The 16,677-nt window shown below is 34.0% G+C and carries 11 protein-coding genes; 8 read left to right on the top strand and 3 right to left on the bottom strand.

What is annotated here, in order from left to right:
* Positions 1-28: 28 nt before the first annotated feature.
* The 4 genes from NQ558_RS11660 (at position 29) to NQ558_RS11645 (ending at position 6,643) form a co-directional block, all read left to right on the top strand.
* Entirely contained in the window at positions 29-2,404 is a 2,376-nt protein-coding gene (locus NQ558_RS11660; protein ID WP_156774950.1) for an Ig-like domain-containing protein, read from the top strand.
* An 11-nt stretch (positions 2,405-2,415) separates the two neighbouring features.
* A complete protein-coding gene (locus NQ558_RS11655) occupies positions 2,416-3,192 on the top strand; it encodes a Cof-type HAD-IIB family hydrolase (RefSeq protein ID WP_005360054.1) in 777 nt (258 codons plus the stop codon).
* Positions 3,193-3,201: 9 nt separating this feature from the next.
* Positions 3,202-4,239: a hypothetical protein gene (locus NQ558_RS11650; protein ID WP_005360055.1), complete on the top strand. Its 1,038-nt coding sequence runs from the start codon at positions 3,202-3,204 to the stop codon at positions 4,237-4,239.
* A 436-nt stretch (positions 4,240-4,675) separates the two neighbouring features.
* Positions 4,676-6,643 (top strand): hypothetical protein, encoded by a 1,968-nt coding sequence (locus NQ558_RS11645; RefSeq protein WP_005360057.1) that lies wholly within the window; start codon positions 4,676-4,678, stop codon positions 6,641-6,643.
* Between the two features lie 160 nt (positions 6,644-6,803).
* Here the strand turns inward: NQ558_RS11645 and NQ558_RS11640 are convergent, their stop codons facing one another.
* The 3 genes from NQ558_RS11640 to NQ558_RS11630 all read right to left on the bottom strand — a co-directional run bounded on the left by NQ558_RS11640 (position 6,804) and on the right by NQ558_RS11630 (position 11,574).
* Positions 6,804-9,551 (bottom strand): YfhO family protein, encoded by a 2,748-nt coding sequence (locus NQ558_RS11640; RefSeq protein WP_005360059.1) that lies wholly within the window; start codon positions 9,549-9,551, stop codon positions 6,804-6,806.
* Positions 9,538-10,038: a GtrA family protein gene (locus NQ558_RS11635; RefSeq protein WP_005360061.1), complete on the bottom strand. Its 501-nt coding sequence runs from the start codon at positions 10,036-10,038 to the stop codon at positions 9,538-9,540. The genes NQ558_RS11640 and NQ558_RS11635 overlap by 14 nt, the downstream gene beginning before the upstream one ends.
* A gap of 300 nt (positions 10,039-10,338) precedes the next feature.
* Positions 10,339-11,574 (bottom strand): argininosuccinate synthase, encoded by a 1,236-nt coding sequence (locus tag NQ558_RS11630; protein WP_040446262.1) that lies wholly within the window; start codon positions 11,572-11,574, stop codon positions 10,339-10,341.
* 289 nt (positions 11,575-11,863) lie between these two features.
* Between NQ558_RS11630 and argC the strand changes: the two genes are divergently transcribed.
* The 4 genes from argC (at position 11,864) to argB (ending at position 16,675) form a co-directional block, all read left to right on the top strand.
* A complete protein-coding gene (gene argC, locus NQ558_RS11625) occupies positions 11,864-12,904 on the top strand; it encodes an N-acetyl-gamma-glutamyl-phosphate reductase (protein ID WP_005360065.1) in 1,041 nt (346 codons plus the stop codon).
* Positions 12,905-13,215: 311 nt separating this feature from the next.
* Positions 13,216-14,436, top strand: coding sequence for a bifunctional ornithine acetyltransferase/N-acetylglutamate synthase (argJ, locus tag NQ558_RS11620; RefSeq protein WP_040446264.1), 1,221 nt, complete (start codon positions 13,216-13,218; stop codon positions 14,434-14,436).
* A gap of 48 nt (positions 14,437-14,484) precedes the next feature.
* Positions 14,485-15,453 (top strand): hypothetical protein, encoded by a 969-nt coding sequence (locus tag NQ558_RS11615; protein ID WP_005360068.1) that lies wholly within the window; start codon positions 14,485-14,487, stop codon positions 15,451-15,453.
* Positions 15,454-15,745: 292 nt separating this feature from the next.
* Positions 15,746-16,675: an acetylglutamate kinase gene (gene argB / locus NQ558_RS11610; RefSeq protein WP_005360070.1), complete on the top strand. Its 930-nt coding sequence runs from the start codon at positions 15,746-15,748 to the stop codon at positions 16,673-16,675.
* The last annotated feature ends 2 nt before the right edge of the window (positions 16,676-16,677 follow it).

Below are 16,677 nucleotides of genomic sequence, written 5' to 3'. Positions count from 1 at the left end.
TTGTTATACAAAGGATAGGGTGATTTATTTGAAGAAAGGACTAATACGGAAAATACTTGCAGTAATATTAATTATTGCATTGGTTACAGGTTTGGAAAATTATGCAGGAATAGTGGATACAACAGTTAAGGCAGCAGACGCTTTTGAGACAAGCATTAATGGTTTTCCAGCTAGTTATAAAACATATTTAAGAAAACTTCATAATAAATACCCTAACTGGAAGTTTGTACCGGATAACACAGGCGTGGATTTTTTTACAGCCGTTGAAAATGAGGCAAGTCATAACAGAAGCCTTATAGAGAATGCGTATAGTAAGTATTTAAAGTCAAATCTGGCTGGAGATTATAATGCATCTACAGGTAAGTACATAGCAAAAGATGGAGCTTCATGGGTTAGTGCATCAAAGAATTGTGTGGCATATTTTATGGATCCAAGAAACTTTTTGGATGAAAACCACATATATATGTTTGAACAGTTGGCATATGACAGTTCATCTCAGACACAGGCAGGTGTTGAAGCAATACTTCAGGGTTCGTTTATGTATAAAAACAATATAGGATACATTGATACGGCTGGAAAGTATCAGACAACTAATACTTTGTATTCAGCACAGATTATGACTGCTGCAAAGAATGCAAAGGTAAGTGCGTACCATATTGCCTCAAAAATTTTGCAGGAAATTGGTTCTAAAGCTAATTCAAAATACGCAGGAATGGGTGCCAGCGGAAGTGTTACAGGTACATATTCAAAGACATATACAGGAATTTATAATTTTTATAATATTGGAGCTACATCAAGTGCTAATCCAATTGCCAACGGTTTAAAATGGGCAAAGTCAGGAAGTACTTATCAAAGACCTTGGAACACACCAGAGAAATCTATTTTAGGTGGGGCACAGTATTTAGGTGAAAAGTACATTAACGCAGGACAGAATACTATGTATCTTCAAAGATTTAATGTGAAGAGCAATGGTACATATTCAATTTATACACACCAATATATGACTAACATATCAGGTGCCGCATCAGAAGCAGCGTCAACGGCAGATGCTTACCAAAGCCTTGGAATAGCAGCTCATGCCAAAACATTTGTTATACCTGTATTTAATAATATGCCAAGTGAAAGTAATACAATTACACTTGGAATACGTGGAAACAAAAAAGGTGTGGCAAATAGTGACGTAAATATTAGAAAAGGTCCTGCAACTTCGTATGATGCAGTTGTTGTTTTACCAAAGAATCAGGCAGTTACAGTTACAGAAGTTTCTAATACAGACATTGAATATGGAGTAAGATGGCTAAGTAATCCGTATTGGTACAAAGTTAGTTTTGTGAAAGATGGAAAAAAATACACAGGATATGTTTCGGCAGCATATGTAAACTTAAAAGGTGAATATACTATTGCAAAAGCAGGAACATTGAAGCTTCCTACAACTTTAAAGACATCTGAACGAGTTTATTATTTGTCAGACAACCCGGCAATAGCAAAAGTAGATGATGCAGGAAATGTTAAAGGCATAGGCGCAGGAACTGTAACAATACACGGTTTTACTGCAGCAGGAAAAAGTAGTGTGTCAACAATAAAGGTTTTGGCAAAAAGTATACATGCAACAGGTATAAAACTTAACAAGACAACATTAAATTTAAAAAATGGAACAAAAGAAAAATTAAAGGCTACAGTAACTCCAAATAATACAACAGATGGAAATGTTACATGGAAGTCATCTAACAAAAAAATAGCAAAGGTTACATCAAGAGGAAATGTTTACGCAAAGTCAGTTGGAGAATGTACAGTAACAGCTACAACTGCCAATGGCAAAAAAGTTACATGTAAGGTTAAGGTTGTACCGGGAACAGCTACAATAAAGGCAACAAACAATGGATACAATAGTATTAAACTTACATGGAACAAACTTGGTGATGTAACAGGATATTGGATATATAGAAAAACTTCCGGTTCAAAATATAAGACTATAGCCAAAGTAAGTGGAACTACAGTGTCTTATAAAGATAAAAATCTTGTAACGGGAAAGAAATACTATTATAAAATAAAAGGGTATAAGAAGGTTGGAAAGACAACTTATAAGGGAAGTAAGTCTAAGGCTTCAAAGGCATATCCAAAGCCAGCCAAAGTGAAAATAACATCAATAAAGTCAACTGCAAAAGGTGCAAAACTTTATTGGAAAAAGGTGGCTGGTGCCAGTGGATATGTTATCTACAGAAGTGAAAGCAAAACAGGAAAATATACAAAAATAAAAGAAATAAAAAAACAGACAAAAATTTCTTATAATAATACTGGACTTTTGAAAGGAAAGACGTATTATTATAAAGTAATGGCCTACAGGAATATGTCAGGCATATATGTTTATGGAAAATATTCAACAGTTAAACAAATAAGAAAATAAATGGTGAAGTAATGATTAATTTTGTAGTTAGTGATTTAGAAACAGCATTAGTTCCTAACGGGGAAAAGATGGTTCAGGAAGAAACCATTGAATTGATAATGGAATTAAAGGAAAAAGGCGTCTATTTTGCTGTGGCAACAGGACGTAATTATGACGCAGTATATCCTATGTTTGGAAAAGCAAAGGACCACATTGTGTACATATGTAATGATGGCGGATCAGTTATATATCGTGATAAAGTTATAAGTAAGACTCCATTGGACAGACTTGTGTGTCTTGAAGTGGCAAATGAACTGGAAAAGAACAGGGATTATAAGTTATTATTTTCAGGTGAGAGAAATGCAGTTGTAACAACAAGAGATATTGATTTTATTAATTATTTGAGAACAATGGGAATTGAACCTGAAAAGGAAAAAGATACAAAGTCAATGAAGGGTGAAATTAACAAGATTACTATTTTTGCAAAGAAAGGCTTTGACCAGACTTCATATGAGTATTTCTATAAGAAATTCTCAAAGAATGCAAATGTGGCAATTTCCAACCCTGAACAGCTATATCTTACAGCAAAGTATGTAACAAAAGGTAATGCCATTCAGGTTTTACAGCATGTGTTTAATTCATCAGAAGAAGATACAGTCGTTTTTGGCGGCGGATACAATGACATTGAAATGTTTGGCCATGCATATTTTAGTTATGCAATGCAGTGGGCAGACAGTGAGGTAAGACGTTCAGCTAAACACATAGCAGAGAATGTTAATACGATTTTGGAAGATATAATACGAATGTAAGGAGAACTTATGAAAAAGAAAATAGTAGCATTAGGTTTGGTTGTGGCATTGTCAGTAAGCAGTTTTACTGGATGCAGTTTTAATTCAAAAACACCTGTTATCGGCAAGATAGTGGGGCTTGGCAGCAGTGAAATGTTTAAAATAGACAAAGAAGTATGTTCAAAACAGGAATATATGCTTGTTCTTATGGATACAGCAGGAACTTACAAGGCAGACTTTGGTGGCAAAGTAGATTGGAATGCCAAAGTAAGCGACAATCAGACACTGCAGTCATATGTAATGCAAAAGGTTAAAGAAGACATAACAGTTAAGTATACATTAGCTTCAATGGCAAAGGAAAGAAATATTTCCCTGTCAACAGATGAAAGCAGTATGATTAAGACTAAAGCGGCAGAGTATTATAAATCCTTAACAAGTCAGGAAAAAGAATATACCGGAGCTTCACAGGAAAACGTGGAAAGCTTGTATAAGAATTATTATTTGGCGGACAAGGTTTACGATGCACTGGCAGCAGAAGCAGACGCAAAGATTAGCGATGAAGAAGCAAGAGTAATGAAGATTCAGTACATCAGAATGAATACTGACAATACTAAAGAAGACAAGATTAAAAGCACACTTAAAACAGTTACAGACCTTGTAAAAGGTGGTTATCAGACATTTGCCAGAGAAGCAAAGCAGTATAGTGAAGATAACGTGTTTGAGAAAACATTAAAGAAAAATGAGGCCACTAAAACATACGAAAAGAGTGCTTTTAACTTAAGCAATTCGGAAATAAGCAGCATTATACAGGATGGAAAAGATTATTATCTTGTATATTGTGTAAACAGTTATTTAAAGACTGAAACAGAAAAAAACAAAGAAGAAATCATAAAGAATGCACAGCAGACATATTTTAATGACAAGTATTCTAAATATCTGAAAGATATAGATGTAAACTTTAATGATGATCAGGCAAAGAAGATTAAATTGTCAACAGATGAAAATGTGAAAGCTGTAAATTTAATGACAGTGTACAACACGATTTCAAAGGAACTAAACAAGAAATAGTAATTATTGTAAGAAGGGAGCATATAATTATATGCTCCCTATTGTTTTATGTATCGCAGAGAGAAGATGCCTTCAAACACGTTGATTTTCTTATTTTGCTCCGTCGTCTATTGTACAGCGAAAACTTAAACTCGCCTTCGGCTCAAACAGTAAGTTTATCGCTGTACACTATACTCGCAAAATTTCGAAAATCTGCCTATTGTTTGCAGTCATCTTCTCTTTGGCGGTACAATATAAAAAGATAGAGAGAAGTTTAAAAATGATATGCTCCCTTTTGCAAAACGTTCGTATTTACTTTCACAAGTTCATATTGTAAAATTATTTTAGATACAGATGATACGGATTAATTTCAAGTTACATATGAAAAATGAGTCAAACGGACAAGACTTAAGAATGAACTTTGAAATTGTAAATGTTTAAGTAAAGGAGGAGTTTTATGAAAAGGGTAAAATATGTTAAGAGAAGGTTTGTGGCACTTACATTATCTGTTGCGTTGTTAGTTGGCACTATGCCTGCCATAATATCTGCTCAGGACAGTAATGTTTCTAATACGTTATTACAGGAAGGCACATATAGTAAGGACAAAATAACGTTGACATCTATTCCTAATACTACAAGAAAAATAATGGCTTTCATTACGGATAAAGGAGATAGGAGTGAGATTAATTGTCCTGAAGTTGTGTATGCCATAGGTACAGACGAAAGATGGTCAGTACCGGTATCTGTTGAGGATGACGGTACTTTGGATATGGAACCTTTTGTATATTCAGGTAATGATAAGGGCATAATTGTTTGGACAAATGCTACTAAAGAGTTTACAGAATCAAGTACCAGTGAAGATATTGCAAAATCTATGCGAGTATCTCTTGCTGTCTTTGACAGTACATCAAATGTTGAATTTAAAAATACTAATGTTTCTTATTATGATTCAGAGAATATTAGTACATATACTCCGAAGGTAACAGAGATTGATGGAAAGTTTCTTGTATCATGGATAGTGTACTATGATACAGAAGACAAGAAAGCATATGGAATAGAAGGTTTTTACTATAACCCTGATAATAATACATTTTATTCAGAAGATAATAGTACTGATGAAAATGGAAGGCTTATTCCAATGGTCTTTGCAAGAGATTGTAATTACATATCATCTTATGCAATTGCAAAAGTAGGTAATGATGTAGTGACGGTTTGGGATGAACCAACTGAGCAGATAAATATTTATGATGTAATGGCTGAAAAAGTTGTGAAGAAAAATTATTATTTTGGCAAATATAAATCGTCCACATTAAAGATGGCTATAGACAATGGAAATGATGTAAAAAAACTTACAGATGGAAGCACATATGCATCAGTTATTGATTCTGATATTCCGGGAATAGCATATTACAATAATGGAAAGATTTATAAGATTTCTAATGATGAGCAGAATGGTTTGGTAAATACAGAATTAGCAGATGTTTCAAAAACAGGAGATACTAAGTATTCAATAGTGTCTAAAGACGGTATTCCGACATATATTACAGCACTTCTATATGAACCATTAAATACAAATATAACCAATATTACAATAGATGGCGAGGACTATGAAAAATCAACAGATGGAATCTGGAAAGATAAAGATGGAAGGGTAAAAGAATTTAAACAGGAAGATATTTGTATATATTACATAAATCCTAAAACCGGAAACACAGATACACTTCCACAGAAGTTGTACGATAGAGATGAAATTCATTTTCCAACATATCCGGCATTTATTATTGACAGTTCAAATCAGTTAGGAGTTATGTATGTCATTGGACAGGTTTGGGACAATGTTAATTATAGCCTTATATATTCAACATATAATCAAAAATATCTGTTTCAGGCAGATTATTCTAAAGTAGATGAAGCTATTGCCAAGGCGAATGTTTTAAATAAAGAAGATTATATAGATTTTAATGCGGTAACAGCAGCTATAGATGCAGTTGTTCGTGATAAAGACTATACTGAACAGTTAGCAGTTGACGCAATGGCAAAAGCGATTGAAGATGCAATTAAGGCCCTTCAGTTAAAGCCAACTCCTGAAACTACAACAACTATCCCTGAAACGACCACAACAGAACAGGTTACAACTAATCAGGAAACAACTACAGTAGAACAGGTACCGACAACTTCAAGAACAGAAGCAACTACAGTAGAACAGGTATCGACAACTTCAAGAACAGAAGCAACTACAGAAGAAACGATAACAATGGTTAATCCAACAGAAACTGAAACACAATACATAACAACATCTGTGAATAATAATACTCCAAAAACAGGTGAGAACAGTAACATAACATTGTGGATGATAGTTTTCTTTATTACAGCAGGTGGAATATTGACTATAACACTGGAAAAGAGAAAAGAAGACAAACAATAAGAGTTCAGATTCAGATTCACAATTAGGAAGTGCAGACTATGGAGAATAAACTGAAAAATAATTATTTATTACAGTAATTTGAGAAAAATAAGAAAACCACCCGAATCCAACGGGTGGTTTTTAGTAATATTAATTACAAATAATCAATATATTATTGTTCTTATTTTGAAACTTTTGGCTCTTCATTTGCCACAGCTTTTTGAACCTGTGGTTTTTTTGAAGGTACTTTTGAGCCTTTCTTTTTTCCTGTGATTAATTCTAATATGCGGTCTTTAAATATTAATCCCAACAGAATTAAAAGTGAAATTATTGAAATTATAATTCCCTGGAAGAATCCTCTAGGAGTATATTTAAATGTAATCTGGTGTGTTCCGGCAGTAACCATTACACCTGTAAGAGCACCCTTGCATATAGCTGTTGTATTAGCTTTCTGTCCGTCAACATATACAGACCAACCTTTGTCATAAGGAATTGAAGTGTATAACAAATTGCCCTTGTCTGTTGTAAGTGTTCCTTCAATCTTTGTATCGCTAAATGATGTTACCTGATAAGGATTAGCATTTAAAAGATTGTAGTCATATTCCCAGGCAGTTTCATCAAATGCATAAGCGTACATGGCTGATATGGCTGTGTTATCACTTGCGGAAATGCTAATTGTTGCACCTTCAGGAACATTTCCAAGATGACAAATATAATTCTGGTTAGCAGAATTAAAAGTTTTTGAAGTAGAAGTTGTAACACTACTTGAAACAAAAGACTTGTCCTGAATGCTTCCGTTAGAAACAGTAGCAGTTAAAGTTTCAGCAGATGTTTCGCAGTAGAAGTATACATCATAAACTTTTGTGCCGTTCTTATTAGCTGTATCATTTTCTTCAAGATTATACTGAGCAGTAATTGAATTAGTACCGTCTGTCTTTAATCTATGGAAAATCATCTGTCCGCCGTTTACTGCAGAAGTTACAAAGTTATTCTGCATTGTAAATGGATCACCGGCTTCAGAGTTCATCTTTGCAATTGAACTTGAATTAATTAAGAAGCCTAATGGTAATGTGTTATTATATTCATATGCATAAACAGTTGAATTTCCACCACTTTCTAAATTGTAAGAAGCGCTGTTAAGCAATGATACATTATTAGGGAGAGATGGCTCTCCTGTTGAATATTCATATTTTATTGAGAACAATGATGCTGTAAGTGGTGTATGACCATAGTATGAACATGCATTGTATGAAGTCTGTAATCCCATTGAATCAAAGTAATCCTGAATATTAGCAGATAATACAGATGAAAATGTTGAAATACTATTGTAATTAAAACGGGCACCATCATTTCTTGTAGTGTGAACGGCAGATTCAGTTCTGTAATATTTAACATTCTGGGAATCTGCATCTTTCTTAGTAATATTATTTAACTGGTCGTAAGCCTTAGTAGCTTCGTAGTAACCTTTTCTTCCTGATGTACTTGGAATACCTGTAACATTCATATTCAAAGTTAATTCGCAGAATACAATCAGAACCATCAAATATGAAAGGAAAGGTTTAAGCTTAGGTGCTTTCTTATACCAGACAATAAGACAGGCATATACAACTATAAACAAAAGACTAAAGTAAATAATCTTTACAATGCTTGTCTCAATTTCCAAATCGCTGAAAATGGAAGCGTCTTTAAATAACTGGTCAAGTAAAAATACCAAAGCTACTGAACCGCCTGTAGCCCATGCAATATGTTTTGGCTCATATTCCCTAATATACAGAAATGCCTCATAGCACATAGTAAGAATAAGGAAAATATAAAGGAAAGACTGTCTACAAGGCAAGCTGTTAGGAAAATGGAATCCGTGCCAGATATATGCAGGGATGTTAAGACCAAAGCTTAAAAGCATAATCAAGGCAATAACGGTTTTGCCAATTCTTTCTTTAACATTAATTTTTTTACACATCCAGAATAATGGAATAAGTATAAAAATAGCTACTGAACAATAAATATTAGGTTCAGGATAATATTTTAAATCTGCAACAGGAACACATATTAATGATCTGAAAATCATATAAAGCATTGAAACAGTTTCTTCCAAAGTTGTTGGGAAACTTGAATCAGCAGACTTAGTAGTTAACAATGAAAAATACTCTGGTAAGATAACGCATGCTGCAAGAGCACCGCCAAGTATTGAGTAAATTGCATAGTCTTTTAAAATAAGAAGTCTTGCTTTAGTTTTTTCAACAGTTTCATCAAATTCAACAATGCAGAATAAGTAAACAAAATAAATAATGCTGAAAATGCAAATCATTAAGCCAATGTAATAGTTAGAGAAAATTGCAAGTGCAAGTGAAATGCAGTACATTTTGCATTTCTTTTCGTTAACTAATTTTTCAAGACCAAGAACAATAAATGGAAGTAACCACATACAGTCAAGCCACATAATGTTCCAGCTAAATGCTGCAAAATAAGCTGATAAAGCGTATGCCATACCGAAAACTACGGAAGAAATATTTTTCTGACCAAAACGTTTTGTAAGATAGTAGCATACTGAAAATCCGGCAAGTCCCATCTTTAATACGATGAAAAAGCTTACCATATCAGCCATATAACCCGGCCAGATAATGGCAAGTAGGTTAAGGGGACTTGTAAGATAATAAGCGGCAACCGCCATAAAGTTCATACCGGCGCCGATTTCCCAAGTATAAAAAAGGCTTCCCCCGTCTTTAAGTTTCTGTTGAAGTATTTCTAAATAAGGTGTGTACTGATGATAACAGTCACTTCGAAGATACATTTGGTCACCAAATGGGAAAATATCCTTAAAATAGTAGACTATTAACATAGATAAAATAGGCAATACAAAAGCAAGTATATATAACTTATTTTTTTCAAACCAATCCTTAATAGAAAACTTTTTACTATTTGTTTTCATTAATAAGCTCCTTTCTATCATTGAAAATAAATAATTTACTGATAATATAATTTAAAATAACCGTAAGAACCATAGAAATAAGTTTTGAAATCTGGTTAACTTTTTGGTTATTTCCATAAATAGCAACTGAAGCAAAAATAATAACTTCGCTCATTATTAAAGTAGCTATACGGGCTCTGGCAAAGCGCAAAAACTCATGTAGAACTTCCATAAAACCGCTGGTCTTACTTTTGAACACCCATCGCTTATTTGTGACATAAGAAAAAATGATAGCACAAAATGTTGAAATAATATTGGCAATAAGGGCACTGACCTTACCTGCATTAAAAAAAGTAAATACAAGGTAGTCAACAATGGCAGTACCAATGCCGAAAAAAACATAAGTAAGCATTTCGTAACTTATTAAGCCTTTAATAAGTGTTTGCAAACTTGGATTCTTAATATGTGCTAACAAAAAACTTCTAAATTTTATAATTGAATCTTTCATATTAATAACCTTTATAAATTTGTACTTTTATTTAAAGTCTGAAATGTTATTGCCTTCAGAATATAGATACAACAACATTAGTATTTTTCAAATATAAACAATAAAAAAACGATTTCTAACCGTCTTTACATTAATATCTATATTCTACTATAAAAAGGTAGGGGTGTAAAGAAATTACAACTATAGAAAGTGATAAAAGTGCATGAAAATTATAGGGGTAAAAAATAAAAAATATCCGACTATTGAAAAAAATCAATAATCGGATATTTTTATAAGAATCATTTAATTAATTTTGATTAATTATTCCTGATTTGTTTTATTTTTTTCTAATTCTAACATCTTCATTGCTCTAACCTTAAGTGGTAAGCCGAATAATGTAATGAATCCGTCAGCATCATGGTGATCATATAATTCGCCAGTTGTAAATGATGCAAGACTTTCGCTATATAATGAATATGGAGAAGTTGTTCCTGCCTTGATAATGTTTCCTTTGTAAAGTTTGAATTTAACTTCACCAGTAACATATTCCTGTGTTGATTTAACGAAAGCGCAAACTGCTTCACAAAGAGGAGTGAACCATTTTCCTTCGTAAACTATCTGTGATAACTTGTTACCCATATCCTTCTTAGTTTCCATTGTAGCTCTGTCAAGAACTAATTCTTCAAGCTGCTTGTGAGCTTCCATAAGAATTGTTCCACCCGGAGTTTCATAAACACCACGTGATTTCATACCAACAACACGGTTTTCAACAATATCAATAATACCGATGCCATGTTTTCCACCAAGTCTGTTTAATTCACGGATAATATCTGAAACTTTCATCTTCTTTCCGTTAACTGATGTTGGAACACCTTTTTCAAATGTCATTGTAACATATTCAGGTTCATCAGGAGCTTTTTCTGGAGAAACTCCTAAAACTAAAAGGTGGTCGTAGTTTGGTTCATTAGCTGGATCTTCAAGTTCAAGACCTTCATGGCTAATGTGCCAAAGGTTACGGTCACGGCTGTAGCTCTGATCAGTTCCAAAAGGAAGATCAATACCATGCTGCTTGCAATATTCGATTTCATCTTCACGTGACTGTAATTTCCACTTACTGTCTCTCCAAGGAGCGATAATCTTAATATCAGGAGCAAGAGCTTTAATAGAAAGTTCGAAACGAATCTGGTCGTTACCTTTTCCTGTAGCACCATGACAAATGGCAACAGCACCTTCTTTTCTTGCAATTTCAACTAACTTCTTAGCAATTCCAGGACGAGCCATAGAAGTACCTAAAAGATATTTGTTTTCATATACAGCACCTGCCTGAACACATGGAATGATGTAATCATCACAAAATTCATCAGTAATATCTTCTATATATAATTTAGCAGCACCTGAATACTTAGCTCTTTCCTCAAGTCCGTCTAATTCATTTCCCTGTCCACAGTCCACGCAACAGCAGACTACATCATAATCATAATTTTCCTTTAACCAAGGGATGATAGCAGTAGTATCAAGTCCGCCTGAGTAAGCAAGAATAACTTTTTCCTTTGCCATTTTAAAATCCTCCATAAAAATAAATATAATAAACAGCGGAATATTGCATCCACTTTTCCTTTTCACGTGATACTATACATCATATATGCATAAAATGCAAGAAAAAAATGTGTTATTATGCATTTTTATGCAAAATGCTTGCATAATATACACAAAAGATGTATATTTATTAATGCACATATAAAAATGTTGTATTTTAATAAGGAAAATACTAAAATAAAGAGATGGATTGAATAACAAAACATTTAACCCAAAAAGAATTACATATTAATAATGAAAGAGGTTAGTTATGATTAAAGTTGGTATTATAGGCTCAACTGGTTATGCAGGAGCAGAAATAGTAAGATTAATACAGCAGCATAAAGAGGCAGAAGTAGTCTGGTTTGGTTCAAGAAGCTACGTTGATGAAAAATATGCAGATGTATTTAAAAATATGTTTCAGATAGTAGATGCAAAATGCATGGATGACAATATGGAAGAATTAGCTGACGCAGTAGATGTAATATTTACAGCAACACCACAGGGATTATGTGGCTCATTAGTTAATGAAGAAATTCTTAAAAAAGTAAAAATAATAGATTTGAGTGCAGACTTTAGAATAAAAGATGTTGCTACATATGAAAAGTGGTATGGAATCAAACACCAGAGCCCACAGTTTATAGAAGAAGCAGTATATGGATTATGCGAAGTAAACAGAGACAAAATAAAAGATGCAAGATTAATAGCAAATCCGGGATGCTTCCCAACATGTAGCTTCTTATCAATATATCCAATGGTAAAAGAAGGATTGGTAGATCCAAAATCAATAATAATAGATGCTAAGTCAGGAACATCAGGAGCAGGACGTGGAGCAAAAGTAAACAACTTATTCTGTGAGGTAAACGAAAACTGCAAAGCATACGGTGTTGCAACACACAGACATACACCTGAAATCGAAGAACAGTTAAGCTATGCAGCAGGTGAAGAAGTAATGATAAACTTTACACCACACTTAATACCAATGCAGAGAGGAATCCTTGCAACATCATATGCCACATTAAAGAAAACAATGACATATGAAGAAGTAAAAGCAGTATACGACAAATACTACAAAGACGAATACTTTGTAAGAGTACTCGAAAATAGCACACCACCTGAAACAAGATGGGTAGAAGGAAGCAACTTTGTGGACGTAAGCTTCAAAGTAGACGAAAGAACAGGAAGAATAATAATGATGGGAGCTATGGACAACCTGGTAAAAGGAGCAGCAGGCCAGGCAGTGCAAAACATGAACATAATGTTTGGATTACCGGAAAACGAAGGCTTACAACAAGTACCAATGTTCCCATAAAACACAAATACAGAAGATTTCTGTACAAATAGAAATAGGCATCTGCAAGCTTGCTTGCAAGGATGCCCATTACTATTTGTACAAAACCACAGCAGTAGCTGTGGTTTCAAAAGGAACACAGTTCCTTTTGAAAGAAAACTTCATTCCCAAGGTAATAACAAACATAAACACAGCGAGATGAAGCACGAAGTGCGAAATCGAGCTGAACATAGAATTAGCAAAAAAACTAAAAGTTCACCCCGATGAAGTGCGAAGCACGTAATCGAGCTGAACATAGAACCAGCAAAAAACTAAATGAAAGGAATTTAACCATGAAAAAAATCAAAGGTGGCGTTACAGCTCCAAAAGGCTTTGCAGCCATGGGCTTAAAAGCCGGAATTAAAAAAGACAAAAAAGATATGGCAATGATATATAGCAGCATACCATGTGTTGCCGCAGGAACATTTACAACAAATCAGGTAAAAGCAGCCCCTGTAATCTGGGACAGAGATACAATTTACACATCAGATTATGTTCATGCAGTAGTATGTAACAGTGGTGTAGCCAACGCATGTACAGGCAAAATAGGAATGGATTACTGCGAACAAATGGCAGAAGCAACAGCTAAAGCATTAGATATAGAAAAAAGACAGGTACTTGTAGCTTCAACAGGTGTTATTGGAGCCCAGCTTCCAATGGACAAAATAACAAAAGGAATCCAGTTACTTGCACCAACATTAGACGAAAGTTTAGATGGTGGTCATTTGGCAGCAGAAGCCATTATGACAACAGATACAATTCCAAAGGAAATAGCTTTTGAATTTGAAATTGGCGGAAAAACATGCACAATCGGAGGAATGTGCAAAGGTTCAGGAATGATTCATCCTAATATGTGTACAATGTTAGGTTTTATAATGACTGACGTAAAAATTTCAAAGTCAATGTTATACGAAGCATTAAGTGGTGACATTAAAGATACATTTAATATGATTTCAGTAGATGGTGACACATCAACTAATGATACAGTATTGTTATTAGCTAATGGTTTGGCAGACAACCCTGAAATTACAGAGAAAAATGAAGATTATTATAAATTCGTAGAGGCACTTCACGCAGTAAATGAATTTTTAGCTAAGAAAATAGCAGGAGACGGAGAAGGTGCAACAGCTTTATTTGAAGTAAAAATCGTAAATGCAGAAAGCAAAGAACAGGCAGTAACACTTGCCAAATCAATTGTAACATCAAGCCTTACAAAAGCGGCAATCTACGGACACGATGCTAACTGGGGAAGAATCCTTTGTGCAATGGGATATTCAACAGCCAAGTTTGATCCTGAAAAAGTAGATATTTATTTTGAAAGCAAAGCAGGCAAACTTAAAATAGTAGAAAACGGAATGGCTACAGACTACAGCGAAGCAAAGGCAACAAAGATTTTGTCAGAAAATGAAGTAACAGCCATTGCAGACGTAAAAATGGGTGATTGTACAGCAACAGCGTGGGGCTGTGATTTGACACATGAATACGTAAGCATTAACGCAGACTACAGAAGCTAAGGCTTAAAGCATAATTAAAAGGGACAATGATAAACGAAGGAGTAAAGAATGGAAGAAAATAAATCAAAGAATAAAACCAATGTATTTATTACTGTCTTAATAATCATAGCCATTGTAGCTTTAGTGTTTGTAAAACATTCAATGGATAATCTTACAAATGTAATCTCAAACTATCAGGCGAATAATAATAACAATAATAATGAACAAAATTACTATGATGACGATACAAACTGGGAAGATAGAATAGATGAACTTGAACAAACTATAAAGAAACAGTCACAGAGTATAGACACTTTAAAAATAAAATTCAAAAACTGTAATGCAAAAAACAAAACAGTAGAAATACATTTTGCGGTTACACCTAAGGAATATACCGCAGATACAAAAGCAGAAGTAGCGTTTGGCAAATACAGCCAGAAACTTAAGCAGAAAAAAGGCAAATTCATAGGAAGCGTAACAGTGCCTTATGAACAGGTATTCACATTATTTCATTTTACATTTGAAACAAATGGAGTTACAAAAAGTTCAACAATTAATGCTGATGAATACAGTGATTACGAAGACTTTTTCAATTGGGATACCATTTTACAGGAAAATGTAACTTGTGAAGATAATTATGAATCAAATGAGGACATATCGGACGGTAAAGCAACACTGGAAATAGAAAATCTAGACCTTACAGTGAATGAAAGCGAAGTAAGTGGTTACACACCGCAAATATGCTTCTCAAAAGATGGAAAAGTTGTATACAGTCAGGACATGAAATACAATGCGGAAGATAACCAATACTATGGTTCAGCAAAAACAACAGTAGACTGTAACAACAACGACACATATAAATGCTTTGTCAGATACATAGGTAAATCAGGATTGGAATACAGATACTACTGCAACACATATGAATGTGAAGGAGAAGACAACTACGTAGATTCAACAATAAGCGATGCAGCATGCATCTACGGAACAGACGGTAAAGAACTACAATTCAACTATGTAGATGACGACAATGAAGAGTAAAACAATCAACAAAAACAAATAAAAAACAAATAATAAGTCGGGAGTACTAGTGAAATAAAGTTATTTATAAATCTCACACGAAAATTTTTTGTGAGCAAACAATAGGCAGATATTCGAAATTTTGCGAGCATAGCGTAAGGCAAAAAACAACTGTTTGAGCCAAAGGCGAGTTTTGTTTTTTGTCTTACAATAGGCGGCGGAGCAAAATAAGAATAGCAACGTGTTTGCAATAAAAAAATTTCGTGTGAGATTGGAAAAAACTTGTTGCACGATACCGAAAGGAGAGACGAAAATGATAATGAAGGGACAACAGCAGCAGCTGGACATGGACAAATGGATAGAAAAAGGAGACGTGCTAATTGAAGCCCTACCTTACATACAAAGATTCAACAGAAAAATCATCGTAGTAAAATACGGCGGAAGCGCAATGCTTGACGAAAACTTTATGAAAAGCGTAATTCAGGACATTACACTTCTTAAATTAGTAGGATTCAAGCCAATAATCGTTCATGGGGGCGGAAAAGCAATCAGCCGTCATATTGACAGACTTGGAATGGAAACACAATTCATTAACGGACTTAGAGTAACTGACGAAGATACTTTAGAGGCTGCTGAAATGGTACTTAACAGCGTAAACAAGAAATTAGTTCAGATAGTTGAACAGTTAGGAGTACGTGCAATAGGTATCAGTGGTAAAGACGGAAGACTTCTCACTGTAAAGAAAAAATTATCAGAAGGCCAGGATATTGGATATGTTGGCGAAGTTACACATGTAAATAAAGAAATTTTGTTAGAATTACTTGAAGATGACTTTTTACCAATTATTTGTCCTATTGGATTAGATGAAGATTATCATGGTTACAATATTAATGCTGATGATGCTGCAAGTGCAATTGCAGAAGCAGTAAAAGCAGAAAAACTTGCATTCTTAACAGATACTGAAGGTGTTTATATGGATAAAGATGATAGCAGTACAGTTATTTCAGAAATGACAGTTTCAGAAGCAGAAAAATTAATTGAAGATGGTATAATTGCCGGCGGAATGTTACCAAAAATTAAAAACTGTATGGATGCTATAAAAAATGGTGTATCAAGAGTTCATATTCTTGACGGAAGGATTCCACATAGTATTCTTCTTGAAATCTTTACAAATAAAGGTGTTGGTACAGCAATTTTAGATGACGAACAGGAAAAATTCTATACTGACTTATTAAACAAATAAAA

This window comes from Eubacterium ventriosum (assembly GCF_025150745.1).
Lineage (GTDB): Bacteria > Bacillota > Clostridia > Lachnospirales > Lachnospiraceae > Eubacterium_G > Eubacterium_G ventriosum.
The sequence above is the reverse complement of the archived record's forward strand: the minus strand, read 5'-3'. Positions and strand labels throughout refer to the sequence as shown.